Below are 24,527 nucleotides of genomic sequence, written 5' to 3'. Positions count from 1 at the left end.
CCGGAGCTGGACGCCCATCAGGACTCCTCCGCCTCGATCATGAGTCGGGCATCGGTCATCGTGTCCTTGGCGATTTCGGCGATCTCCGTCGGTGAGATCCCGCTGTCGAGCGCCCGGCGCAGCAGGCAGCCGAGCACGTGCTCGGGTCGGCTGGATTCCACGCGCTCCAGCGCCACGCTCGCCATCGCGCCTTCGCCGCGCAGGTAGGCGGAGAACGCCAGCAGCGCCGCGACCTCGGCGACCTCGGGCTCGGGAGCCTTGCGCACCAGGCTCAGCCAGAGCTGCTCGGCCGGCCGCGCCCACTCCCCCGCGGCCAGCCCCAGGCACAGGTCGCGGACGCGGTGATCGGAGAGCGCGAGCAGGATCCGCAGCTGGTCGTCCTCGGTCAGCGCCTCCCCGGCCGCCGTCCGCCGGATTCCGGCCAGCGCCACCTCCACGTCGCGGTGCACCCCGCCGCCCTCGCGGCGGGCCTGCTCACCGTCCTCGATCATCGCGGCGAGCCGGGCAGCCCAACGCGCCCGGATCCGCTCGGACTCCGGCGCCACCAACCGCTGCAGCTCCTCGCGGCTGTCGAAGGTGACCGAACCCGAAGCGGCCATGGCGGCTCCGAGCACGGTGCGCTTCGGATCCGGGATCCGGCCCCGGCACGCCGGATCGTCGTAGCAGCGCCACCTCGCGCCCGCCTCGATTCGCGGGGCCCAGAGCTCGTGCAACACGTCGATGCCCGCCTCGGCGAACCCCTCCCGCAACATCGCGACCAGTTCCGGCTGGGGCAGCTGGCCCTCCTCGGCGGCGTCCTCCTCCTGCGGCCGGGGATCACCTGGCCCGGTCCCGACGAGCACGACGATGGCACCCGTGATCCCCCGGCGGACCGGCGGACCGGTGGAGAGGTATTCGGTCAGCGCTCTGCGGTGCTCCGGCGGCGGCAGGTCCATCCGCAGCGTGAGGCCGAAGGCCCCCGCGTCGCCCGTGGCGTGCAGACCGAGCAGGACCAGCGAGTCGGACGGGGTGAAGCCCAGCAGGTGCGGGACGGCGGCGAGCACCTGGCCCGCGTCACCGATGTGGATGCGCGCGTTCAGCGGTGTGGTCATGCCAGGAACATCGGTGACCTCTCCCGAGGCGCCGCAGGGGCGAGTGGCACATCTGTGGACGGATCGGTCTCCTGTGGACAACTTCCCGCCCCAACCCGGAAAAACTCACTTCTGGGCGACCGTGAATACGGTGGACTGCTTCACTCCATTGATCGTCACGCTGAGTTCCGCCCGTCCGGCGCGCACCCCGGCCAACCTCCCTGTCGCCGGGTCGAAGGAGGCGACCGCGCCCGGCGCACCCGCCCCTCCGCGTCCGATGTGGACTCCGGAACCCGACCAGGACGCGGTCACCGGGTACTCGACCGGAACCGCCCGGTCGCCCTGCAGCAACCGGGCGCGCACGAACACCGCACCGCCCGCCGCGACCGGCGGCACCGGCAGCTCGATGCGGTCCGCGTGCGGCCGCGTCTCCCAGCGCACCGGCATCCGCCGGTCGCCCGGGTCGATCCGCAACAGGCTCCAGCCGGTGAAACCGCCCTGCTCCGGAGCGGCCGACGGCTGCTTGCCCGCGTTGCCGTTCACCAGCAGCGGAATTCCGTCGGAGGTGGAGGCGTGGAAGGCGCCGACGTGCCCCGAGACCAGGACGCCGGGTTTGCCCGAGTCGCGCTCGAAGTCGGCGAGCCACCGGTTCAGCAACCGGGCCTCCTTCGGATCGGAGAGCTGGGAGGCGTCCCCCGGACCCGGATCGCGGAGCGGGTGATGCACGAAGATCGCCACCGAGCGGATCCCCGGGTCCGCGGCGGCCTCGTGCAGCGCCGAGCGCAACATCCGGACCTGGCCGAAACCGCCGCCCAGCAGGGATCCGGTGGAGGAGTCCAGCATGATCGCCCTGGTTCCCCCGATGTCGGCGACCTGGTGCGCGCTCCCGAACTCCGCGGTGAACTCGCGGAGATCACCCGGCCCGGAGGCCTCGTGGTTGCCGGGCACGTAGTACCAGGGCAGTCGGCCGCCGACCTCGGATTCGATCACCTCCCGGGCCAGGTCGAAGTCCGCCGCGGTGCCCCGGTCCACCAGGTCACCGTTGATCACGAGCGCGTCGGGCGCCGCCGCCACGGCCTCGCGCAGCGACCGCCGCGCCTGCGCGACCAGCGGACCGTCCGGATCATCGGCGGTGAACTGGGCATCGCTGACCACGGCGATCCGCGCCTCTCCGGGAAACGGGGGCGCCGCGTCGCGCACCACGACCGGATCCCGCGGCTCGGGATCGGCGGGCACCGGCACCTCGGGAGCGACCTGCGCCACGAGGTCGTCGAACACCAACCGCCCCTCGTACTGGCGCGCGCCGTCCGGCTCCACCGCGTACAACCGCTGCCAGCGAAGCGAACCGGAGATGCCCTCGGGCAGCGGCGCCTCCACGTAGCGCCAACCCGTCCAGTCCACGTTCCGCGCCAGGTCCAGCACCGTGGCCACCCCGGCCGCGTCCTGGACGGTGCCGCGCAACCAGGCACCGCGGCCGTCGCCGTTCACCCACACCCCGACGCGCTGGGTTCCGGGTGGGAGCGGGATCCCGTCCACCGCGTTGACGTACGCGGCACGGGTCGTGGTGGTACCGGTCAGGGCGTAGTCCAGAGCCAGACCGGGCGTGCCCGCCCGCCCCTCGGCCGTGCTCAGCGAGGCGCGCACCGCCGCCGGGAAAGCGCTGACGCGCCAGCCGTCCGGCGCGTCGAAGGAGGCCAGCGGTTCCGGTCGGGACCCGGTGGTGACCCCGAGATGCGTGGTCAGGTCCCCCACCCGGACCGTGACCACCGAGGTGGCGGCCGGCGACAAGGCCGTGACCGCGAACCCGTCCCCGTCCGGCACGATCCGCACCGCCCGCTCGTCGTGCTCCAGCCGGACGTCGACGGGGTCCACCCAGGTCCGGAAACCGGCAGCGTCCCGGCCGAGCACCTGGAACCGCCCGCGCGCTCCCTCCCCGGTCAGCGCCACCCGCTCGGTGTCGGTGCTGAGGCCGGCCGGCGGTCCGAGCACCTCGATGCGCGTCGACCCCGAGGCGCCGCCCGCGCGCGCGGTGACCGTCGTCGGACCAGGGCGGCCCGCGCGCAGGACGTCGTTCTCCACCCGGCCGCCGCCGGGGGCGACCGCCCAGCGCGGTTCGGCCGCCACCGGTGCGCCGGTCTCGTCGTGGCCCCGCGCGGTCAGGACCCGGCTCAGGCCGGACAGGACGCGGGTGCCCGCCTCCGGCTCGACCCGGATCCCGCGCAGCAGACCACTGCCCGCAGCGGTGGTGAACCCGATCCCGTTGGGCACCGGGCGCAGCTCGCCGTCCGACGGCGAGTTGTGCACCTCGGCCGCCTCCGCACCGGGTTCCCGCGCCAGCAAGGTCGAGGAGCCGCCACCGTCCAGGTTGATCGCATCGCTGGCACCGAGGGCGCGCAGCCGTTCCGCCAGTTCCCGTTCGGTCGCTCCCCTGCTCGCGTCCTGCCTGCCGTCGATGGTGACGAGCCACATCCGGGTGCCGTCGGCGGAGAAACCCGCCGCCGTGCGCGGGTGCAGCGCGGTGTCGTCGACGTCCTGCACCTCCCCGCCGCGCAGCAGCACCCGGTTGCCGCCGACCGCCACCCGCGGGGTGGGGCCGTCCACGAGCGGCCGGTAGTGCACGGAGGCCCGGTCACCCGGGCGCAACGAGCGCAGCGCGTCGGCGCCGCTGCCGACGCCCAGCAGGCGCACCGCCCCGGCGGGGACCGCGCCCTCGGCAGGCCCCGGTCGGACCTGCCGCACCACGTCATCGGCGAGCTCGACCTCGATGGCGGGAACCCCGCCGGGAACGAGCCCCGCGCGGGAGGCCGCGCCCCAGAACGGGGTGTAGAGGCCGATCCCGTCCGGGGCGATCGTCGGTGCGTTCAGATCGGTGATCGGCACGCGGGTCCCGTCCGCGCGGGTGAGCTCGGCCGCCAGGAGGACCCGCATCAGGCCTCCGGCGGAGCCGCCCACCGCGGCCACGTCGTTGTGCCCCGCCGCGGGCGCGCTGAGCAGCTCTCCGCCCGAGATCGCCGCACCGAGCGGGGCACCGGAAGCGTCGATGTCGAAGAAGTCGCCGTTGACCCCCGCGACCGCTCCGGACAGCTGCTCGGTCAGCGGTCGGCGCGACGAGGCCGCCCCCGGGCTGAGGTACGCGGGACGCAGGCCAGCACCGGCCAGCTCGGCCGTGAGCACGTCGCCGCGCACCCAGCCCTCGGGCTCGAAGCGGTCGAATTCCGTCAGGGTGAGCCCCGGTGCCAGCTCCGCGGTCTCGCGGGAGGTCTCGAACCCGTCCAGGACCGAGCGCGTCGTGGCGGTGCGGACGCTGACCGGACCGCGCTCGGCGGCCGAGGCCCCGGGCGCGTCCTCCACGGGAGGCGGCCCGAGCGGAGCAGCCGCCCCGGCGGGTGCGAGGACCACACCCGCGAGCACCGCGCCCGCGAGCACCACGACAACCCCGCGCGAGCGCATGAAGCCTCCACAACAACGGTGGGCACCAGCGCTCCAGCAGATCGCACCCGCGCCCGCGGGGGCGAGCTCGCGGCTGAACACCACCCGAAAAGCGCACGGCGACCAGACGAGCGGAGGTCGGCCTCGGCGGTGAACGCGCAGGTAAAGTCGAGGAATCACGTTCCAGGTCCACCCGAAGGAGCCGGCCATGCGCGGCGTCGCGCCCGCCCTGTTCACCTCCGCGGGTCTGATCGCCGGCTTCGCGGTCACCCGGATGCAGCGGCACCGCTCGTGGAGCGGCCTGGTCGCCGGGGCCGGCGGGCTCGCGGGTGTGGAGAGCTGCCGACGCCGCAGCGGTCTCGGACGCGCGATGCTCCTCGGCGTCGCGTACGCGGCGGGACTCGCCGGATCGCATCCGCTGGCGCGACGGATCGGTGCCTGGCCCGCGGTTCTGACCGCGACCGCCGGGGTCGCCACCACGGCGCGGATCCTGTCCCGAGGTGACGGCCGGCGCGGTGAACCGCAGGGGGCGCGGGGGACGGGGAGGACCTGACCAGGTCAGCGCGGACCCGGTGATCTTCACGTGCGTCGTCGCGCGAGACCCGGTCCCGCCGTCCGGCGGGGCCGCGGTCGGCGGACGCGGGCCGCGCAGGACGAAGGGGAGCCGACCGCGTGGTCGGCTCCCCTTCGTCATCCGGGCTTCGCGCGGTGGCGGAACCCGAAGGCCCCGCCACCGCGCAGGTCGATCAGCTGCAGCCCGAGGTGGACCCGCAACCCTCGCAGAGGTAGCAGGATCCGGAGGGACGCATCTTCGTGCCGCAGGTCATGCACAGCGGCGCGTCCGCGGCCTTGCCCAACCTCAGCTCCAGCAGCTCGGTGGAGCTGCCCGCCCGGTGGTCGTCCCCCTCGCGCCGCTCGGTCGTCGAGGACTCCACGGTGGACCGCATGGTGTCCAGGTCGACCTCGGCACCGCCGGTGGGACCACCGTCGTAGTCCGCGGTCTGGGCCGTGCGCTCCTCGGAGGTGAAGATGCCCAGCTGCGCGCGCTTCTCGTACGGCAGGTAGTCCAGCGCCAGCCTGCGGAACAGGTAGTCGAGCACGCTGCCCGCCATCCGCACGTCCGGGTCGTCGGTCATGCCAGCCGGTTCGAAGCGCAGGTTCTGGAACTTCGAGACGTAGAACTCCAGCGGGATTCCGTACTGCAGGCCCACCGAGATCGACATCGAGAAGGCGTCCATGACGCCCGCGAGGGTCGAGCCCTGCTTGCCCAGCTTCACGAAGATCTCGCCGAGACCGTCGTCCGGGTAGGACCCGGCGTGCAGGTAGCCCTCGGCCCCGCCCACCGTGAACGAGACGGTCTGGCTCGGACGCTTCTTGGGCAGGCGCTTGCGGACCGGGCGGTACTCGATCTGCTTCTCGACCGCCTTCTCGCCGGACTCCTTGCCACCCTTGCCCGCCGACAGCGGCTGGCCGACCTTGCAGTTGTCCCGGTAGATCGCCAGCGCCTTGAGCCCGAGCCGCCAGCCCTCGAAGTAGATCTCCTCGACGTCGGAGACCGCGGCGGCCTCCGGCATGTTCACCGTCTTCGAGATGGCGCCGGACAGGAACGGCTGCACCGCGGCCATCATCCGGACGTGGCCCATCGGTGCGATCGAGCGCTCGCCCATCGCGCAGTCGAACACCTCGTAGTGCTCCGGGCGCAGGCCGGGGGCGTCCACGACGTGACCGTGCTCGGCGATGTACTCGACGATCGCCTCGATCTGCTCGTCCTGGTAGCCCAAGGACTTGAGCGCCCGCGGCACCGTCTGGTTGACGATCTGCATGGAGCCGCCGCCGACCAGCTTCTTGAACTTCACCAGCGCCAGGTCGGGTTCGACCCCGGTGGTGTCGCAGTCCATCATCAGGCCGATCGTGCCGGTCGGGGCCAGCAACGAGGCCTGCGCGTTGCGCCAGCCGGAGCGGGAGCCGATCTCCAGACCTTCCTGCCAGACCCGGGTGGCCAGCTTGTGCACGGTCACGTCGTTGCGGTGGTAGGTCCGGATCAGGTCGTTGGCCGCGGCGTGCTTGCGCATCACCCGCTGGTGTGCCTCGGCGTTGCGGGCGTAGCCCTCGTACGGCCCGACCGCGCCGGCCAGCTCGGCCGAGCGCTTGTAGGCGGTCCCGGTCATCAGCGAGGTGATGGCCGCGGACAGCGCCCGCCCGCCGTCGGAGTCGTAGGCGTGCCCGGTGGCCATGAGCAGCGCACCCAGGTTCGCGTAGCCGATGCCGAGCTGGCGGAACTTGCGGGTGGTGTCACCGATCGCCTCGGTCGGGAAGTCGGCGAAGCTGATCGAGATGTCCATCGCGGTGATGACGAGCTCGACGGCCTTCTCGAACAGCTCCGCGTCGAAGCTGAGGTCCGGGCGCAGGAACTTCATCAGGTTCAGCGAGGCCAGGTTGCAGCTGGAGTTGTCCAGGTGCATGTACTCCGAGCACGGGTTGGAGGCCGAGATCCGGCCGCTCTCCGGCGCGGTGTGCCAGTCGTTGATCGTGCCGTCGTACTGGATGCCCGGGTCGGCGCTCTCCCACGCCGCCTTGGCCATCTTCCGGAACACGTCGCGCGCCTGGACGGTGTCCACGATTGATCCATCGGTGCGGGCCCGCAGGTTGAACGGCCCGTCGCTCTCCACCGCGCGCATGAACTCGTCGGTGACCCGCACCGAGTTGTTCGCGTTCTGGTACTGCACCGAGGACATGTCGGCGCCGCCCAGGTCGACGTCGAAGCCGGCGTCGCGCAGCGCGCGGATCTTGCTCTCCTCCTTGGCCTTGGTCTCGATGAACTCCTCGACGTCCGGGTGGTCCACGTCGAGGATGACCATCTTCGCGGCCCGGCGGGTGGCGCCGCCGGACTTGATGGTGCCCGCGGAAGCGTCCGCGCCGCGCATGAAGGAGACCGGGCCGGACGCGGTGCCGCCGGAGGACAGCAGCTCGCGGGAGGAGCGGATCCGGGACAGGTTCAGGCCAGCGCCCGACCCACCCTTGAAGATCAGACCCTCTTCCTTGTACCAGTCGAGGATCGACTCCATCGTGTCATCCACCGAGAGGATGAAGCACGCGGAGACCTGCTGGCGGGAGCTGGTGCCGACGTTGAACCACACCGGCGAGTTGAAGCTGAACACCTGGTGCAGCAGCATCCAGGTCAGCTCGTGCTCGAAGATCTCGGCGTCGGCCTCGCCCGCGAAGTAGCCGTGCTCGACACCGGCGCGCACGTAGGTCTTCACGACCCGGTCGATCAGCTGCCGCAGGCTGCTCTCGCGCTGCGCGGTGCCCTGGGCGCCGCGGAAGTACTTGCTGGTGACGATGTTGACCGCGTTCAGCGACCAGAAGTCGGGGAACTCGACCCCGCGCTGCTCGAAGTTGACCGAACCGTCCCGCCAGTTGGTCATCACCACGTCCCTGCGCTCCCACGACACCTCGTCGTAGGGGTGCACCCCCTCGGTGGTGTAGACGCGCTGCACCCGGATGCCCTCGGTTCGAGCACCTGATTCCGGCTCCCCCGCGGTGCCGGCCGGGCTGCCCACGGTCTCCGTCATGACCTGTCCCTCTTCCCTGTTGCTCGCTCGTGCGTCGCCGCCACCATCCGGGCTCCCCGTCCGGTCCGGCCGCATCCCACCGCCGTTCGCCGCCGACCCGCGCCTGGGCCGCCGCTTCGACCTAGCCACCGGTGTCCCCCTCGGCCACCTTCGAGACCGCGTCCGAGGCGGCCCTGAGGTCGACGATCTCCTTCTCGAAGTCCTCGACGGACGAGAAGGCCCGGTACACGCTGGCGAACCGGAGGTACGCGACCTCGTCCAGTTCGCGCAGCGGCCCCAGGATCGCCAGGCCGACCTCATGGCTGGACAACTCCGACACACCTCGGGAGCGGACCGCGTCCTCGACGCGGTGGGCGAGCTGTTGCAGCGCGTCCTCCTGGACCGGACGGCCCTGGCAGGCGCGGCGAACGCCGCGAACCACCTTCTCGCGGCTGAACGGCTCGGTGACGCCGGAGCGCTTCACCACCGACAGCACGAGCTCCTCGATCGTCGTGAACCGGCGGCCGCAGGACGAACACGACCTCCTGCGCCGGATCGCCTGGCCTTCCTCGACCTCCCGCGAGTCGACCACCCGCGAATCATCGCCTCGGCAGAACGGACACCGCATCGGACTCACCCCCTTCCCGGCATCGTCGTCAACCACACCATCGCGGTAGCCCGGTCACGCTCACTCCTCGTGGACGCGCGAATACTCCGCGATCGCAACCTGTGGAGTAACTACACCGGCGTAACTACTAGATGTTGTGGTCGACTTTAATCCGCCGCCGATCGGCAAGCAAACCGGCCCACCCCACGTTGCCCGGTCGAGTGACACCGGCCCGGCTACCTGCGAAAGCCGCGCGGAACGTCCCCGCGCCCGCCGCCGAGCCGCTCAGCCGCGCTGCTCGGGGACCACCAGCGCGCGGCCCGAGCCGGACGCCTCGCCGTCGAGCCGGTTGAGCTCCACGATGCGATCGACCACGGCCCGCTGATCGCTGTCCGGGGCGAACCGGGCGGCCACCGACCACAGGGTGTCGCCCTCGACGACCCGGACGACCGCGGTGCCCTCGGGCACCGGGCGCTCGCCCGAATCGAGCGCGAGCACGCCGAACAGGAACACGCCGACGAAGGCGCAGAGCCCGACGCCCGCCAGCCAGGCGCACTCGCGAACGGCGGCGAACCGACCGGGGCGCGCCCGCTCCGCCGCCGGGGCGGCCGGTGCGACGCATCGCGCCCGCGCGCCGCCGGGCACCGCCGCTCCCCGCCCGGCGGACGGCACCCCCATCGTTCCAGCGCCGGATCCACCCCGAACACCGGGACCGGACATCACCACCACGAGCACCTCCCGCTTCGGGCCCTTCGCGACGACCCGGGACACACCACGCACAAGATCGAAAAAGTGTTCGATCGAACCTCCGTGCGATTGTGTACCAGTGTCGCCCGAAATAGCCAGAGGGTGTGCCAAATTAACTCGAACAGGTGTTTGATCTTCCTGTTCGCCCCGTCTACTGTGGAAATCGGAGTCACGAGCAGTCCCGTTCCCGAGGACAGGAGGCAGTGGTGGTCAGCAATACGACCGAATCGATCAACAGCGATTCCGGCGGCACGCCCGGCACCGGATCGACGAACGGTTCTCGCGGTGCCGAGACGATCGTGACCGGCATCCAGGACGACGCCGCCGCGGGATCCGCGCCCGCCGCCTCGGTGCCCGAGCAACCGGGCACCGAGGAGCTCAGCGACCGGCAGCTCAAGGTGCTCGAGTCGATCCGCAGCTGGATGCGGGACCACGGCTACCCGCCGAGCGTCCGGGAGATCGGGGACGCGGTGGGGCTCACTTCCACCTCCTCCGTCGCTTACCAGTTGCGCGTGCTGGAGCGGAAGGGCTTCTTGCGGCGCGACCCGCACCGTCCCCGCACGGTCGGCGTGCTGGTGGCCGACTCCGAGCAGTCGGAGCTCTCCGGGCGCCCGAAACCGGCCTACGTACCGGTGGTCGGCCGGATCGCCGCCGGTGGCCCGATCCTCGCCGAGGAATCGGTGGAAGAGGTCTTCCCGCTGCCGAAGGAGATCGTCGGCGAGGGTTCGCTGTTCCTGCTCCAGGTCGTCGGTGACTCGATGGTCGACCTGGCCATCACGGACGGGGACTGGGTAGCGGTGCGCCAGCAACCGGACGCGGAGAACGGCGACGTGGTGGCCGCCATGATCGAGGGCGAGGCCACGGTGAAGACCTTCAAGCGCACCGACGAGCACGTCTGGCTGATGCCGCACAACGAGGCGTACCAGCCCATCCTGGGTGATGACGCGACGATCCTCGGCAAGGTCGTGGCGGTGCTGCGCCGCCTCTGAGACGCGGGTCCCGCTAGCCCGCGGCTCGGCTTCGTCAGCGGCGACGCAGGCGGGACAGGTAGAACAGCAGCAGCGCGGCGAGGCCCCCAGCCGCTACCAGCGCGGGGGCAGCGGAGAGCGGATCGCCGCCTTCTCCAGGTTCGCCGGTGGGCGGTTGATCGGTACCAGGCCGCCCTGACGGCGTCGGCGGGGGTTCCGCGCGCGGACGCACCAGATCGGCGACGCCGGGAAGCACGTGCACGGGCTGGAGGCCTTCGGAGGTCGTCACGAGGGAACCGTCAGGTTCCCAGGCGATCGCCTCGCCCTGCGGTTCCGGTGGCAGCCGGATCGGGACCGGAGGGCGCCGCAAGGCCGCCGCCACGTCTCCGTCCGGGGCGTGGAAGAGGTAGGCCTCGGTGTAGGTGCGCACCGCGATCAGGGTGCCGTCGCGGCTCACCGAGCCGCCTGTCACCAGCCGGGTGCCGATGCTCCGGACCGGACCGTCCGGGGAGTCCGTGGTGGGCAGCGCGAGGGTGCCGACCCCTTCCAGGGGGACGGTGCCACCGGCTGCCAACGGTCCGGCGGGACGGTAGACGAACGCGACGCCGAACGGCTCCTTCGTGATCACGTAAGGCGTGCCGTCCCGATCCAGCAGCAGCGCCTCGGCGTCGTGCGGACCATCGGGGTAGGTGAGCCGGTAGAGCTCCGAACCGCCATCACCGGTCAGGCGGTGCAGCGCGACCGTGCTGCGCTTGCGCCGGTTGTCCCCGGTGTCGGCCAGCCACACCGCCCCGTCCCGGGCCAGGGCGAGGTCCTCGACGTCGTAGGGATCGACCTCCGAGGTCCACTCGTCCCGCACGGAGCAGTCCGCGCGGTCGAGCAGGGCGACCCGGATCGAACTGCCGCCGTCGTCCACGGCGTACCAGTACCGGCCGTCGGAGGCCAGACCGGAAAGCTCGTCGAGATCCGGATCGCTGATGCGGCACGGCCGCTCGGGAGCGGGAAGGGCCTGCGTCTCGGCAGTACCGGCCGTCGCGGCGAGCCCGGCGGTCACCCCCAGCAGGAGCATCCCCGCCGCCCAGGCCGCGGGCGCCGACCGGAACGCGCGCGAACCCCGGCGCCCGGGAGCGGGCTCCGGGGTCGAGCCACGGCGCCCCCGGCGGGACGCCGACCGGCTCATCCGGCGGGGGTGAAGGGGGCCAACGCCCCGGCCAGGTCCGGACGGACCTTGGCCCGCAGGTGGGTGCCCTCCGCGGTGTGCTCCTCCGCGACGAGGTCACCCTCCGAATGCACCCTCGCGACCAGCTCACCGCGCGTGTAAGGCACCAGCGCGTCGACGAAGACGTCCGGCCTCGGCAGCCGGTCCGCGATGATCTCGCGGAGTTCCGCGATCCCTTCCCCGCTGTGCGCTGAGACGAACACGGCGCCCGGCAGCAGCTGCCGCAGCTCGGCGATCCGGGTGGGGTCGACCTGGTCGACCTTGTTCACCACCAGGAGTTCCTCGGGGACCGGCGCACCGTGCTCCTCGGCGATCTCGGAGACCACGGTGCGCACGGCGGCGACCTGCTCGTGCGGCTGCGGTTCGGAGCCGTCCACCACGTGCACCAGCAGGTCCGCCCCCGTGACCTCCTCCAGCGTCGAGCGGAAGGCCTCCACCAGCTGATGCGGCAGGTGCCGGACGAAACCGACCGTGTCGGTCAGCGTGTACGGCCTGCCGTCCGGCGTCTCGGCCCGGCGGGTCGTCGGATCGAGGGTCGCGAACAGCGCGTCCTCGACCAGTACCCCGGCGCCGGTGAGCGCGTTGAGCAGGCTGGACTTGCCCGCGTTCGTGTAACCCGCGATGGCGACGCCCGCGACCTGCTGCGCCTCGCGCTTGCCGCGCTTGGTGCTGCGGATGGTGCTCATCGCCTTGAGCTCGTGGCGCAGCTTGCTGATCCGCTTGTGGATCCGCCGCCGGTCGGTCTCCAGCTTCGTCTCACCGGGTCCTCGGGTGCCGACGCCGCCGTTGGCACCGCCCGCACGACCGCCGGCCTGCCGGGACATCGCCTCACCCCAGCCACGCAGGCGCGGCAGGAAGTACTGCAGCTGGGCCAGCTCCACCTGGGCCTTGCCCTCCTTGGAGCTGGCGTGCTGGGCGAAGATGTCGAGGATGAGCGCGGTCCGGTCGATGACCTTGACCTTGAGCTTGTCCTCCAGCTGGCGCAGCTGACCGGCCGAGAGCTCGCCGTCGCAGATGACGGTGTCGGCGCCGGTGGAGATCACGACGTCGCGCAGCTCCTTGACCTTGCCCGAGCCGACGTAGGTGGCCGGATCGGGGCGCGGCCTGCGCTGCACGAGCCCGTCCAGCACCTCCGAACCGGCGGTTTCGGCGAGCCGGGCGAGCTCGGCCAGCGAGGACTCGGCGTGCTCCGCGTCGCCCTCGGTCCACACGCCCACCAGCACCACGCGCTCCAGGCGCAGCCGCCGGTACTCGACCTCAGTGATGTCCGCGAGCTCGGTGGACAGACCCGCGACCCGGCGCAGCGACGCGCGCTCTTCGCGTTCCATCTCACCGGTGGACGGATCGGCGAGATCAGCCTCGGGCAGGAAGTCGAGATCGCCTTCGTCGAGCGGGGCGTTCCGGTCGAGGCGCTCGTGGGCGCCGTCGCCGGGCTCGGTTGCCGTGCGGGCAGACCCGGCCGGGGCGCCCGCCTCCTGTGACCACAGTGCGGAGTTCTTCATATGCGACCCATTGTCCCACGACACGCGAGCGGTTTTCACCCTCCGAACCGGCGTGCTGCCGGCCGAGGCCCAGGACAAGCCCGGGTTCGCCCGCTCAGCCGCCCGCGAGCTGCCGCCACCAGCCGTCGTCGATCCGGCCGCCGCCGACGAACACCGCGGGCCCGGTGAGCAGCGTCGTCTCCTCGGTCACCTCGACGCGCACGGTGCCACCGGGCACGTCGACGATCCGGCTTCCGGTGCGCTGCCCGTCCGTCCGGAGCGCCGCGACGGCGGCGGCGACGGTGCCCGTGCCGCAGGATCGGGTCTCGCCCACCCCGCGCTCGTGCACCCGCATCCGCACCCGGTCGGGCCCGGTTCGCCGGACGAACTCCACGTTCACCCCGCGGGGGAACACGGCGCCGTCGTGCGCGGGCGCCGTGCTCAGGTCGAGCTCGTCCAAGCCGACGTCGGTGACGCACGCCAGGTGCGGATTGCCCACGTCCACGGCCAGGCCGGGGAAGTCACGTCCGCCGAGCACGGCCACCGAATCGACGCCGACCTCCGCCGGGCCCATGTCGACGGTGCTGCCGCCGTCGGAGTGCACCTGCACGGAACGGACCCCGGCGCGGGTGCCGACGGGGAACTCCGCCTGGGTGGTCAGGCCCGAGTCGACCAGGTAGCGAGCGAAGACCCGCACCCCGTTCCCGCACATCTCGGCGCGGGAGCCGTCGGCGTTGCGGTAGTCCATGAACCACACGTCCGGGTCCACGTCGCCGGGGGCGTCGGCCACCGCGCCCGCGCGCACGACGCGCAGCACCCCGTCGGCGCCGAAGCCCCGACGGCGGTCGCAGAGCGCGCGCACGTGCTCATCGGTGAGCTTCAGCTCGCCGTCCGGGTCGGGCAGCAGGACGAAGTCGTTCTGCGTGCCGTGGCCCTTGATGAACTCTGGTCCTCCGGAAAACCGCACGCCGCCGATTCTACGTGCGCAGGAGTGCGCGGATTCCCGCAGCCGCCGCGGCGGGGGCGAACCAGCTGATGCGCTCGTCGCGCCGGAACCAGGATCGCTGCTTGCGAACGAAGCGCCTGGTCAGGCGGGCCGTCTCAGCGGCGGCCACGGCCATGTCGCCGGAGCCGTCCAGCTCGGCGAGCACCTGCTGGTAGCCCAGTGCGCGGGATGCCGTCCGCCCCTCGCGCAGCCCGAGCTGGACCAGTCCCCGCACCTCCGCGACCAGTCCCCCGTCGAACATGCGGGTGACGCGCCGGTCCACCCGGTCGTCGAGTTCCGCGACCGGCAGGTCCAGACCGATCATCGCGGTGTCGTAGCGCGGCGGTCCGGGCACGGGCAGGTTCGCCGAGAAGGGCTCACCGGTGATCTCGATGACCTCCAGCGCTCGCACCAGGCGTCGCCCGTTCGAGGGCAGGACGGCCTCCGCGGCGGGTGGGTCCAGCTCAGCCAGGCGGCGGTGCAGCTCGGCCGGGCCGAGGGCGGACAACCGCTCCTCCCACCGCGCCCGCACCAGCGGGTCGGTTCCCGGGAACCGCAGGTCGTCGAGGACGGCTCGCACGTAGAGCCCGCTGCCTCCCACCAGCACCGGGGTGCGGCCCCTGGCGAGCACGTCCTCCATCGCGGCGCGCGCGTCGCGCTGGTAGGCGGCCACCGAGGCCGTCTCGGTCACCTCGAGCACGTCGAGCAGGTGGTGCGGCACGCCGCGCCGCTCGTCCGCCGTGAGCTTGGCGGTGCCGACGTCCATCCCGCGGTAGAGCTGCATCGCATCGGCGTTGATGATCTCGCCGCCGAGCTCGGTGGCGATCTCGACGGCCAGATCGGACTTGCCGGTCGCGGTGGGCCCCACGATCGCCACCGGTCGAGCCAGGTTTGCGGCGGACACGCTGGGACTGTAAGGCCTGCCGGAGCCCGCCGACGGCGCCACCTAGGCCGTCCTGGTCCACACCCCGACGTGATAGGCGATGCCCAGCGGCGCGTCCGAGTAGAGCACCTCGGAGCGCCAGCTCCCGGTGGCCACCACCCCGGCGGCGACCTGCCAGGAAGCCCGGCTCCGCACGCCCAGCTCGGCGCACTCGCGCGGGTCGAGCCGCAGCAGGTCCGGCCCGTCGACCTCGCGCAGCGCGCGGGCCAGCCGGTCGTCGAGGCCCGCCGCGCGCGGGTCGGGCGGGTGCGGCGAGCGTTCGTCGCGGTGGCTGCCGCCCTCGGCGAGCACCAGCAGCGCGGTCTCGGGGCCCTCCGCGTCCAGTCGCGCGCCGAGCTCGGCGGCCTCCTCGGCGGGGGTGTCCGGGTGCAGCAGCCGCACCGAGGCCGAGACCGCCCCCGCCCGCGCGCGCAGCAGCCCGGCGATCAGAGCGGGCAGCGGCAAGTCCGGATCGGGGCCCGCGAGGTCTGCCCCGTCGCGCAGCGAAACGGGCACGTCGACGCCGAAACCGGCGAACGTGCCGGTCGTGGCGGGATCCAGGACGACCGGACCGAGCGGGTCGACCCCCACCGCGACCCACTCGGTCGCGGACTCCGCCAGACTGGTGGTGGCGCGCAGGCAAGCGCTCCGCACCGGCTCGATCAACGAGCTCGTCCGCGCGGTGAGCTCGGGCACGAGCAGCGGCGGGTAGGGCACCACGGCGATGCGGGTGATCACACGTGCACCGTAGAGGTGGTCGGCCCCCGGCCCGAGGGGGACGTCCGGTTCCCGGGTACCGCTCGCACCGGCCGCTCGTGGCCCGGGGGACCGCCGGAATTCCGGTGCGGGTGCCGACCTGTTTGAATGCGCCAGCGGAGATCGGACTCCGAACCGGGTCCGGATCGACGCGCACCGGCCCCGCGCGTGCGGGGCGCCCGTGCCCGGCACGGGCACCGAAGCGGGTACCCGAGGAGGATTCCGGTCATGACGCACCAGGACACGACCCCTGAGAGCACTGCGGGCGCGACGCCCGACGCGGCCGCGATCGCCGCCGGGTCCGGATCCGCCTCGGCAGCGCCCTCCGTCCCGGCCGCCTCGCCGGAGCCGCAGCGGTGGGGCCGGGTCGACGAGGCGGGCACCGTCTACGTCCGCACCGCCGAGGGCGAGCGCAGCGTCGGCTCCTGGCAGGCTGGCGAACCCGCGGAGGGCCTGGCGCACTTCGCCCGGAAGTTCGACGACCTCCGCACCGAGGCCGAGCTGCTGGAGAAGCGGCTCACCAGCGGTTCCGGGGACGCGAAGCAATCGCTGACCAGCGCGCAGCACCTGCGGGACGCGCTGCCCGAGGCGGCGGTGGTGGGCGACCTGGCGGCCCTGGGCGCCCTCGTCGAGCATCTCGTGCGGCACGCCGAGCAGGCGGTCGAGGAGGCGAAGGCGCACAAGGAGAAGGCGCGCGCGGACGCGATCGCCCGCAAGGAGGCGCTGGCCGCCGAGGCGGAGGAGATCGCGGCCGAGGCGACGCACTGGAAGTCCGCCGGGGACCGGCTGCGCGCGATCCTGGAGGAGTGGAAGTCCGTGCGCGGCGTGGACCGCAAGACGGACGAGCAGCTGTGGCGCCGGTTCTCCAAGGCGCGCGACGCCTTCAACCGCAGGCGCGGCTCGCACTTCGCCGACCTGGACCGCCAGCGGGCGGCGGCGAAGGTGCGCAAGCAGGAGCTGGTCGACGAAGCGGAAGCGCTCACCGAGTCCTCCGACTGGGGGGCGACGGCGACTCGCTACAAGGAGCTGATGGCGGAGTGGAAGGCCAGCGGCCGCGCTCCGAAGGACAGCGACGACGCGCTGTGGCAGCGGTTCCGGGCGGCGCAGGACGCCTTCTTCGCCCGCCGCTCGGCGGCGTTCTCCGAGCGCGACGCCGAGTTCGCGGAGAACGCGAAGCGCAAGGAGGCGCTGCTCGCCGAGGCCGAGGCGATCGACCCCGGCGCCGACCTGGCGGCCGCGCAGGCGCACCTGCAGCGCATCCAGCAGCAGTGGGACGAGATCGGCAAGGTGCCGCGCGAGCGGATGCGGGAGCTGGAGGGCCGGTTGCGCTCGATCGCGGACAAGGTGCGCGAGGCCTCGGACGCGCAGTGGCGGCGGAGCGACCCGGAGGCGCAGGCGCGGGTCGACCAGTTCCGGGAGCGCGTGGAGCAGTTCGAGGCGCAGGCCGAGAAGGCGCGCGCCGCGGGCGACGCGAAGCGGGCGAAGAAGGCCGACGAGCAGGCCGCCCAGTGGCGCGTCTGGCTCGACGCGGCGGAGCGGGCGCTCGCCGATCGCTGATCGTCGACTCGCGGTTCCGATCGGGCCCGGTTCCCGCGTCCCGGCAGCGGAGCGCACGCTGCGCGGGAACCGGCTCGAACGACCGGCACCACCGCGAGGACGGCGACGTCCCTCGTGCCCGTGCTGATCGGGACGTCGAGCCCGCGGGGCGGAAGCCGCGGGGCTCCGCCCCCGGAGTCAGGAGCCGCGATTCAGCCGGGCCGGGTCAGGACGATCCGCAGCCACTGCACGGCCAGGACGATCATGCACAGCGCGGCCAGCACCAGTCCCCAGGAGGGGCCTCCCACGGGCGCGGTCTGCCGCGACCAGATCGCGATCACGCCCTCGAAGGACACGATGATCGCCGCCATTCCGGCCACCCAGGCCAGCGCCCACCGGCGGCTGATCAGGGCGATCGCGCCGAGCAGCACCCCGACCAGGGTCGCGTTGACGGAGAACAAGCGGGGCAGCAGGCCGACGTCCAGCGCGGGGTCGGCCTGGCCGAGCAGGATCTCCACGCCGCTGGCGGAGCCGATCCACGGCAGCAGCGAGCTGGCGATGAGCACCAGGATCACCGCCGCGATGGTGACCGCCGTGCGGCCCGGGTCGATGCGGCGGAGCAGGTCGCGCTCGGCGCGGGAGAGCTCGCGGCGGTCGGTGCGCGCCTGCTCGTCGCCGGTCGGACCGGCGTTCGGATCGGTGTGCGTCGAATCAGCGGCCTGCACGTCATCCCCTTCCCGCGGGCGATTCCGGGGTTCGCGGTCGTCCTCGCTCAACAGCCGCACCCCTGCTCGGCCGCGGGCTGCGGGGCGGGGGCGCCGAAGGACGGCAGTCCGAGAGCGACCCCGGAGGTCTTGGGGCGGCGGCCCTCCTCCCAGTGGTCGCCGGCCCGGGTGCGGCGGTGGGCGATGAGCTCGCCGTCGGCGACCAGGTGGTGCGGGGCGGCCTGGGTCACGCGGGTGCGCACGACGTCGCCGGGCCGGATCTCGCGATCCACGGCGCCGCCGGGGTGGAAGTGCACGAGCCGCCCGTCGCGGGCGCGGCCCGAAAGCCTGCGGGTCGCGAGGTCCTTCCGGCCTTCGCCCTCGGCCACGAGCAGTTCCACCTCGCGGCCGACGAGCTCCTTGTTCAGCTCCCAGGACATCTCGTTCTGCAGCGCGATGAGGCGGTCGTAGCGCCGCTGCACGACCTCCTTGGGCAGCTGGTCGGGCAGCTCGGCGGCCGGGGTTCCCGGGCGCTTGGAGTACTGGAAGGTGAACGCCGAGCTGAACCGCGCCTCGCGGACGACCTGGAGGGTCGCTTCGAAGTCCTCCTCGGTCTCCCCGGGGAAGCCGACGATGATGTCGGTGGTGATCGAGGCGTCCGGCATCGCCTCCCGCACCTTGCGCAGGATGCCCAGGTAGCGATCCGACCGGTAGGAGCGGCGCATCGCCTTGAGCACGCGGTCGGAGCCGGACTGCAGCGGCATGTGCAGCTGCGGGCAGACGTTGGGCGTCTCGGCCATCGCCTCGATGACGTCGTCGGTGAAGTCGCGCGGGTGCGGGGAGGTGAACCGGACCCGTTCCAGGCCGTCGATCTCCCCGCAGGAGCGCAGCAGCTTGCCGAAGGCGAGGCGGTCGCCGAACTCGGCACCGTAGGCGTTGACGTTCTGCCCGAGCAGCGTCACCTCCAGCACGCCCTCGTCGGCCAGGGCCCGCACCTCGGCGAGCACGTCGCCGGGCCTGCGGTCCTTCTCCTTGCCGCGGAGCGCGGGCACGATGCAGAACGTGCAGGTGTTGTTGCAGCCCACCGAGACGGAGACCCAGCCCGAGTAGGCGGATTCGCGCCGCGCGGGCAGCGTGGAGGGGAAGGTCTCGAGGGCTTCGAGGATCTCGACCTCGGCCTCCTCGTTGTGCCGCGCGCGTTCGAGCAGCGTCGGCAGCGAGCCGAGGTTGTGGGTGCCGAACACGACGTCGACCCAGGGCGCTCTGCGGACGATCTCACCGCGGTCCTTCTGCGCGAGGCAGCCGCCCACGGCGATCTGCATCCCGGGGCGCTCCTGCTTCGCGGGGCGCAGGTGACCGAGGTTGCCGTAGAGGCGGTTGTCGGCGTTCTCCCGGACCGCGCAGGTGTTGAACACGACGACGTCGGCGTCGTCGTCCTTCGCGGCGCGCACGTAACCGGCGTCTTCGAGCATCCCGGACAGCCGCTCGGAATCGTGCACGTTCATCTGACATCCGTAGGTGCGGATCTCATACGTCCTGGAAACGCTCGTCGTGCTCACCCGGCCACCATATCGCCTGATCAGGAGCGTTCGACGGCCGCCCGGGGCGCGGTCGGGGCGCACCCGCGCGAGCGGTTCCGCCGCCTCCGGCGCACCCCTCGGGAGCTGCGAGGACCTCCCCGGAGGTGCGCGGGACGGGCCGGAGCCCGGCGCTCCACCCGCCCGCGCGGGAACCGCCCGGGCCGGCGGGCGGTGGGGCCGAACCGGTCGCGGGCGACGGCGGGGGCACCGCGCGACGGGTCGGCCCCGCGCGCATACCTCGGCGCGGAGCGGACCGGAGCCGCTTTCATTAAGTTACTCCGAGTAGCACTCGAATAGACCCGGAAGGATGAACAGGAAACCTGACAGACACCGAAAGTGATTGACCACACTCCCCGGAACGATCACCACCTGCGCTCTCCACCCGCCGGGACGCGCGACTTACCCGCAGTTGAGAGCCCTGGGGAACGATCTCCGAGAAATCGGGGAAATCCCTCGTAGTCGTCGCGTAACCGAGTTGCAACCTGAGTTGACGCGCACCATATGGACTAATCGGGGCGGGCAGCTTAAATTTTCGCCATCAGATCCGGACTTCCCTCGGGCTAGGAGTGTGCATGACCGCCGGTTCCCCGGATTCGCCGATGATCCGCATGTCCTCGGTGGACAAGCACTTCGGGTCCCTGCACGTGTTGCAGGACGTCGACCTGACCGTGCCCCCAGGCCAGGTAGTGGTCGTGCTCGGCCCCTCCGGCTCGGGCAAGTCCACGCTGTGCCGCGCGATCAACCGGCTGGAGCCCATCGACTCCGGAACCATCGAGATCGACGGAAAGCCGCTGCCCGCCGAAGGCCGCGCGCTCGCCGAGCTGCGCGCCGACGTGGGCATGGTGTTCCAGCAGTTCAACCTGTTCGCGCACAAGACCATCCTGGAGAACGTGCTGCTCGGGCCCATCAAGGTCCGCAAGCTGGACAGGGCCACCGCCGAGCGCGAGGGCCTGGCCCTGCTCGACCGGGTGGGCATCGCCAACCAGGCGCAGAAGTACCCCGCCCAGCTCTCCGGCGGCCAGCAGCAGCGCGCCGCGATCGCCCGCGCCCTGGCGATGAAGCCCAAGGTCATGCTGTTCGACGAGCCGACCTCCGCGTTGGACCCCGAAATGGTCAACGAGGTGCTCGACGTGATGGCCGGGCTCGCCGCCGAGGGCATGACCATGCTGGTGGTCACGCACGAGATGGGCTTCGCCCGCCGCGCCGCGCACCGCGTCCTGTTCATGGCGGACGGCCGCATCGTCGAGGACTCCACGCCGAGTCGGTTCTTCGACGAGCCGGAGAGCGCCCGCGCGCAGGACTTCCTGAGCAAGATCCTCACCCACTGACCTCGCGGTCCCCGCGCATCCCGCGGGGCGTCGAGCGGTTCACATCCAGAGAGGGGAATCCGAGATGAACGCGCGGAACATGCGCTGGGGCGTGCTGGTGGCATCGCTGGCGCTGGCGCTGACGGCCTGCGGAGGCGGCGGGGGCAACCAGCTCGCGGGCGGCACCGACATCCCGGTCGACACCGGCGCCAAGTTCGAGCCCGGCACCACGATGGCCGACCTCCAGCAGGGCGGCAAGATCCGCATCGGCACCAAGTTCGACCAGCCGCTGTTCGGCCTCAAGGGCCTGGACGGCACCCCGCAGGGCTTCGACGTCGAGATCGGCAAGATCGTCGCGGCGAAGCTGGGCCTGTCCCCCGACCAGATCGAGTGGGTCGAGGCGCCGAGCAAGACCCGCGAGGAGATCATCGAGCAGGGCCGCGTCGACATGGTCGTGGCCACCTACACGGTCAACGAGAAGCGCCGCGAGCGGATCAGCTTCGCCGGACCGTACTACGAGGCGGGCCAGGACCTGATGGTCGCGGCGGACAACACCGAGATCACCGGACCGGACTCGCTGCGCGCGACCGGGGCGAAGGTCTGCTCGGTCACCGGCTCCACCCCGGCCGAGGAGATCAAGAAGTACGTCGACCCGCAGAACCTCACGCTCTTCGACGTCTACTCGAAGTGCGCCGACGCGCTGCGCACCGGCCAGGTCCAGGCCGTGACCACGGACAACGTGATCCTGATGGGCCTGGTCGAGAACGGCGGCGGCAAGTTCAAGCTCGTCGACAAGCAGTTCACCTCGGAGCCCTACGGCATCGGCATCAAGAAGGGCGACGTGGCGTTCTGCCGGTTCATCGACGACTCGCTCACCACCGCCGCCGGTGACGGGACCTACGAGAAGGCCTGGCAGGCCACCGCGGGCAAGGTGTCGCCGCAGGCACCGACGCTGCCGCAGCTGGACCCCTGCAGTTGATCGCATTCCGGTGAGGGGCGCCGAACAGGCGCCCCTCTTCCATGCCTCCCCCTGTCCGCAGAGCCGGAGAGAACCGTGCACGTCATCACCGACAACCTGCCGCTCTACCTGAACGGGCTGCTGCGCACGCTGCAGATCTGCCTGTACTCGGGCGTGCTGGCACTGGTCCTGGGCACCCTGATCGCCGCGTTCCGGGTGGCCCCGCTGCCCCCGCTGCGCGCGACCGGCACCGCCTGGGTCACCACGTTCCGCAACTGCCCGCTGACCGTGGTGCTGTTCTTCATGGCCTTCGGGCTTCCCGAACTGGGCCTGAACGGCTCGTACTTCTGGTTCGGCACCATCGGGCTGGCCCTCTACACCTCCGCCTTCGTCTGCGAGGCGATCCGCAGCGGCATCAACTCCGTTCCGCCGGGCCAGGCCGAGGCCGCCCGCGCGGTCGGCCTCGGGTTCGGCCAGGTGCTGAGCCTGATCGTGCTGCCGCAGGCGGTGCGCACCGTGGTGCCGCCGCTGGGCAACGTGTTCATCGCGATGATCAAGAACTCGGCGATCGTGGGCGCCTTCGGCGTGGGCGGGGACCTGTTCGCGGTCGGCGACACGTTGACCTCGGCGCGCGGCGAGGCCGTGCTGCCGGTGCTGATCGGCGTGGTGATCGGCTACCTGGTGATCACGATCCCGTCCGGGCTGCTGCTCGGCGTCCTGGAGCGGAAGGTGGCGATCGCCCGATGACGAACTCCGTCCTCTACGAGGCCCCCGGGCCGGCCGCCAAGCGCCGCGCCCTGGTCCTCAGCGCCGTCGTCGGCGCCGTGCTGCTGGCGCTGCTGACGTGGGTGCTGATCACGCTCGGGGCGAACGACCAGCTCACCGCGGAGAAGTGGGGTCCGCTGATCGACCCCACCGACGCCACGTTCACCGCGTTGTGGAGCCTGCTCGGCGCCGGGCTCGGGAACACGCTGCTGGCCGCCGCGCTGGCGATGGCGTTCTCCCTGGTCGTCGGCACCCTGCTGGCCGTGTCGCGGGTGACCGCGGCGCCCTGGTACCGCTGGATCGTGGTCGGGCTGGTCGAGCTGCTGCGCGGCGTGCCCGTGGTCATCGCCGTGTTCTTCGCCAGCCGGGTGCTGCCCTCGCTGGGCCTGGACATGCCGGTGTTCTGGTACCTCGTGATCGGGCTGACCGCGTACAACTCTGTGATCATCGCCGAGATCGTGCGAGCGGGGATCCTGTCGCTGCCGCGCGGCCAGGGCGAAGCGGCCTACGCGATCGGCCTGCGGCGCTCGCAGGTGCTGCGCACGGTGCTGCTGCCGCAGGCGTTCCGGGCGATGCTGCCAGCGCTGATCAGCCAGCTCGTCGTGGTCGTCAAGGACACCTCGCTGGGCTTCATCATCTCGTACGCGGACACGGTCCGGCAGGGTCAGATCATCATCCAGAACCTGAACAACCCGATCCAGACCTACCTCATCATCGGCGTGATCTTCATTCTGATCAACTACGCGCTGAGCCGGGTCGCGGTGTTCACCGAGCGCAGGCTCAGCCAGGGCCGCAAGACCGCGAACGCGCCGGTCGCCGCGGCCGACGCCGGGGAATGAGCCGCGGGCCCGCCTCGCTCAACGCGGAGCGGGGTGGGCCCGCACCCCAGCCGGGGCCAGCGTGGTGTCGTACGCGCGCTGCCAGCCGCCGTCGCGCACCGCGCGGTCGAGCACCTCGGTGAGCCGTTCCACCAGCACGTCATCACCCGACCTGACCGCCAGGTAGAGCTCCGCGCCGTCCCCGGTGATCGCGTACGGACCGATCGCGGTGAAGCCGGGCGAGCCCGGTTCGATTCCGCCGACCTGCAGGTCCACGCTGCCCCCCGCGAGCGCGTCGGCGCGCAGGGTCGGCGGCAACATCCGGTAGGACACCTGGGTGTCGGGGTTCAGGCCGATGCCCCGCGCGAGCAGCTTCGCGATCTCCACGTCGAATCCCCGGTAGCCGCCGGCGCCGTCGCGGGCGGCGAACCCGGGCGCGTCGGCGCGCACGCCCACCAGCAGCGTTCCCCGCTGCTGGATCTCCTCCAGCACCGGCGAGGTGTCCAGGGCGACCGGGGGCGGTGGGGCCACCGGAGCGGGTGGGTTCACCGGAGCGGGCGGGGCGACCGGGGGCGGGGGCGCGGGCCGCCCCGCGGGTTCCGGGGACTCCGCCGATGAACACCCGGCCAGTCCGATCGCGCTCACCAGAACCGCTGCCACCACATCCGTGCGCATGCGCCCATCCTGCCACTCGGTGATCCCGTTGATCGCCGCGGAATGCGCACGGAACCGCGATTCCGGAATCAGTTCCGCGAAGCACGAATGGTGTCCGGAGAACGCGTCGACCCCGCGCGCTGGGCCCTTCGCCCGAACGATCATCGCAACGCGGGCGCGGCATTCCGGCAATGCCACCGTCACGCGGTGCGCACGGGCCCGGGCGCCGAAGAAGACCTCAGGACCTCCTCCTGCCCCGGCCGACGGCCCCGGACCCGCGCCGCTCGGCGTCGAGGCCGAGTCCGGAGTCCAGCGGCTCGAACGGACGCCCGTCGCGGCTCGTCATCAGTCCGCCATCCCGCGTTCACACTCGCAACGAATTCTGGATCGGTTTTGATTTCCGAATCACACCCGTTAGTGTGGCTGTCGTCACGCAGAGAAGAGGCGCCAGCGTCGTCGCCCTCGTGCGC

At 72.1% G+C, this 24,527-nt stretch carries 20 protein-coding genes; 7 read left to right on the top strand and 13 right to left on the bottom strand.

Going from position 1 to position 24,527, the window contains the following annotated elements:
- Positions 1-17: 17 nt before the first annotated feature.
- Together ACL03H_RS08450 and ACL03H_RS08445 are read right to left on the bottom strand one after the other, a co-directional pair.
- Positions 18-1,091, bottom strand: a complete 1,074-nt coding sequence (locus tag ACL03H_RS08450; RefSeq protein WP_412810554.1) for a DUF4192 domain-containing protein — start codon at positions 1,089-1,091, stop codon at positions 18-20.
- Positions 1,092-1,196: 105 nt separating this feature from the next.
- Complete coding sequence (locus ACL03H_RS08445) at positions 1,197-4,520, bottom strand: phosphodiester glycosidase family protein (protein ID WP_412810553.1); 3,324 nt, start codon at positions 4,518-4,520, stop codon at positions 1,197-1,199.
- Positions 4,521-4,707: 187 nt separating this feature from the next.
- On the opposite strand from ACL03H_RS08445, the gene ACL03H_RS08440 reads away from it, so the two are divergent.
- Entirely contained in the window at positions 4,708-5,052 is a 345-nt protein-coding gene (locus ACL03H_RS08440) for a hypothetical protein (protein ID WP_412810552.1), read from the top strand.
- Between the two features lie 193 nt (positions 5,053-5,245).
- On the opposite strand, the gene ACL03H_RS08435 is transcribed toward ACL03H_RS08440, so the two are convergent.
- The 3 genes from ACL03H_RS08435 to ACL03H_RS08425 all read right to left on the bottom strand — a co-directional run bounded on the left by ACL03H_RS08435 (position 5,246) and on the right by ACL03H_RS08425 (position 9,428).
- On the bottom strand, positions 5,246-8,071 hold the full coding sequence (locus tag ACL03H_RS08435) for a vitamin B12-dependent ribonucleotide reductase (RefSeq protein ID WP_412810551.1): 2,826 nt from the start codon (positions 8,069-8,071) through the stop codon (positions 5,246-5,248).
- A gap of 121 nt (positions 8,072-8,192) precedes the next feature.
- Entirely contained in the window at positions 8,193-8,678 is a 486-nt protein-coding gene (nrdR, locus tag ACL03H_RS08430) for a transcriptional regulator NrdR (protein ID WP_412810550.1), read from the bottom strand.
- 264 nt (positions 8,679-8,942) lie between these two features.
- Positions 8,943-9,428, bottom strand: coding sequence for a LysM peptidoglycan-binding domain-containing protein (locus ACL03H_RS08425; protein ID WP_412810549.1), 486 nt, complete (start codon positions 9,426-9,428; stop codon positions 8,943-8,945).
- Between the two features lie 326 nt (positions 9,429-9,754).
- Here ACL03H_RS08425 and lexA point away from each other — a divergent pair, with 326 nt between their 5' ends.
- Positions 9,755-10,393 carry a transcriptional repressor LexA gene (gene lexA / locus ACL03H_RS08420; protein ID WP_412810663.1) on the top strand — a complete coding sequence of 213 codons (639 nt, stop codon included), beginning with the start codon at positions 9,755-9,757 and terminating at the stop codon, positions 10,391-10,393.
- A 34-nt stretch (positions 10,394-10,427) separates the two neighbouring features.
- On the opposite strand, the gene ACL03H_RS08415 is transcribed toward lexA, so the two are convergent.
- The 5 genes from ACL03H_RS08415 to ACL03H_RS08395 all read right to left on the bottom strand — a co-directional run bounded on the left by ACL03H_RS08415 (position 10,428) and on the right by ACL03H_RS08395 (position 15,717).
- Complete coding sequence (locus ACL03H_RS08415) at positions 10,428-11,441, bottom strand: NHL repeat-containing protein (protein ID WP_412810548.1); 1,014 nt, start codon at positions 11,439-11,441, stop codon at positions 10,428-10,430.
- A 107-nt stretch (positions 11,442-11,548) separates the two neighbouring features.
- A complete protein-coding gene (hflX, locus tag ACL03H_RS08410) occupies positions 11,549-12,919 on the bottom strand; it encodes a GTPase HflX (RefSeq protein WP_412810662.1) in 1,371 nt (456 codons plus the stop codon).
- Between the two features lie 268 nt (positions 12,920-13,187).
- Positions 13,188-14,039, bottom strand: a complete 852-nt coding sequence (gene dapF / locus ACL03H_RS08405; protein ID WP_412810547.1) for a diaminopimelate epimerase — start codon at positions 14,037-14,039, stop codon at positions 13,188-13,190.
- 10 nt (positions 14,040-14,049) lie between these two features.
- The gene (gene miaA, locus ACL03H_RS08400) at positions 14,050-14,961 is read right to left on the bottom strand and encodes a tRNA (adenosine(37)-N6)-dimethylallyltransferase MiaA (protein ID WP_412810546.1); all 912 of its coding nucleotides are present in this window, start codon (positions 14,959-14,961) and stop codon (positions 14,050-14,052) included.
- A 42-nt stretch (positions 14,962-15,003) separates the two neighbouring features.
- On the bottom strand, positions 15,004-15,717 hold the full coding sequence (locus ACL03H_RS08395) for a class III extradiol ring-cleavage dioxygenase family protein (protein WP_412810545.1): 714 nt from the start codon (positions 15,715-15,717) through the stop codon (positions 15,004-15,006).
- A 246-nt stretch (positions 15,718-15,963) separates the two neighbouring features.
- On the opposite strand from ACL03H_RS08395, the gene ACL03H_RS08390 reads away from it, so the two are divergent.
- Positions 15,964-17,292, top strand: a complete 1,329-nt coding sequence (locus ACL03H_RS08390; RefSeq protein ID WP_412810544.1) for a DUF349 domain-containing protein — start codon at positions 15,964-15,966, stop codon at positions 17,290-17,292.
- A gap of 191 nt (positions 17,293-17,483) precedes the next feature.
- Here ACL03H_RS08390 and ACL03H_RS08385 read toward each other — a convergent pair whose 3' ends face one another.
- Positions 17,484-18,047, bottom strand: coding sequence for an Rv2732c family membrane protein (locus tag ACL03H_RS08385; protein WP_412810543.1), 564 nt, complete (start codon positions 18,045-18,047; stop codon positions 17,484-17,486).
- Positions 18,044-19,534, bottom strand: coding sequence for a tRNA (N6-isopentenyl adenosine(37)-C2)-methylthiotransferase MiaB (gene miaB / locus ACL03H_RS08380; protein ID WP_412810542.1), 1,491 nt, complete (start codon positions 19,532-19,534; stop codon positions 18,044-18,046). The genes ACL03H_RS08385 and miaB overlap by 4 nt, the downstream gene beginning before the upstream one ends.
- Before the next feature lie 620 nt (positions 19,535-20,154).
- Here miaB and ACL03H_RS08375 point away from each other — a divergent pair.
- The 4 genes from ACL03H_RS08375 (at position 20,155) to ACL03H_RS08360 (ending at position 23,424) form a co-directional block, all read left to right on the top strand.
- Positions 20,155-20,883, top strand: coding sequence for an amino acid ABC transporter ATP-binding protein (locus ACL03H_RS08375; RefSeq protein ID WP_412810661.1), 729 nt, complete (start codon positions 20,155-20,157; stop codon positions 20,881-20,883).
- A 64-nt stretch (positions 20,884-20,947) separates the two neighbouring features.
- Positions 20,948-21,841, top strand: coding sequence for a glutamate ABC transporter substrate-binding protein (locus tag ACL03H_RS08370; protein WP_412810541.1), 894 nt, complete (start codon positions 20,948-20,950; stop codon positions 21,839-21,841).
- A 75-nt stretch (positions 21,842-21,916) separates the two neighbouring features.
- Entirely contained in the window at positions 21,917-22,567 is a 651-nt protein-coding gene (locus ACL03H_RS08365; protein ID WP_412810540.1) for an amino acid ABC transporter permease, read from the top strand.
- Entirely contained in the window at positions 22,564-23,424 is an 861-nt protein-coding gene (locus ACL03H_RS08360; RefSeq protein ID WP_412810539.1) for an amino acid ABC transporter permease, read from the top strand. The genes ACL03H_RS08365 and ACL03H_RS08360 overlap by 4 nt, the downstream gene beginning before the upstream one ends.
- 18 nt (positions 23,425-23,442) lie before the next feature.
- Here the strand turns inward: ACL03H_RS08360 and ACL03H_RS08355 are convergent, their stop codons facing one another.
- Positions 23,443-24,078 (bottom strand): transporter substrate-binding domain-containing protein, encoded by a 636-nt coding sequence (locus ACL03H_RS08355; protein ID WP_412810538.1) that lies wholly within the window; start codon positions 24,076-24,078, stop codon positions 23,443-23,445.
- Between the last annotated feature and the right edge of the window lie 449 nt (positions 24,079-24,527).

The sequence above is a fragment of the Saccharopolyspora antibiotica genome, from assembly GCF_047200635.1.
In the GTDB taxonomy this organism is placed as follows: Bacteria; Actinomycetota; Actinomycetes; order Mycobacteriales; family Pseudonocardiaceae; genus Saccharopolyspora_C.
The sequence above is the reverse complement of the archived record's forward strand: the minus strand, read 5'-3'. Positions and strand labels throughout refer to the sequence as shown.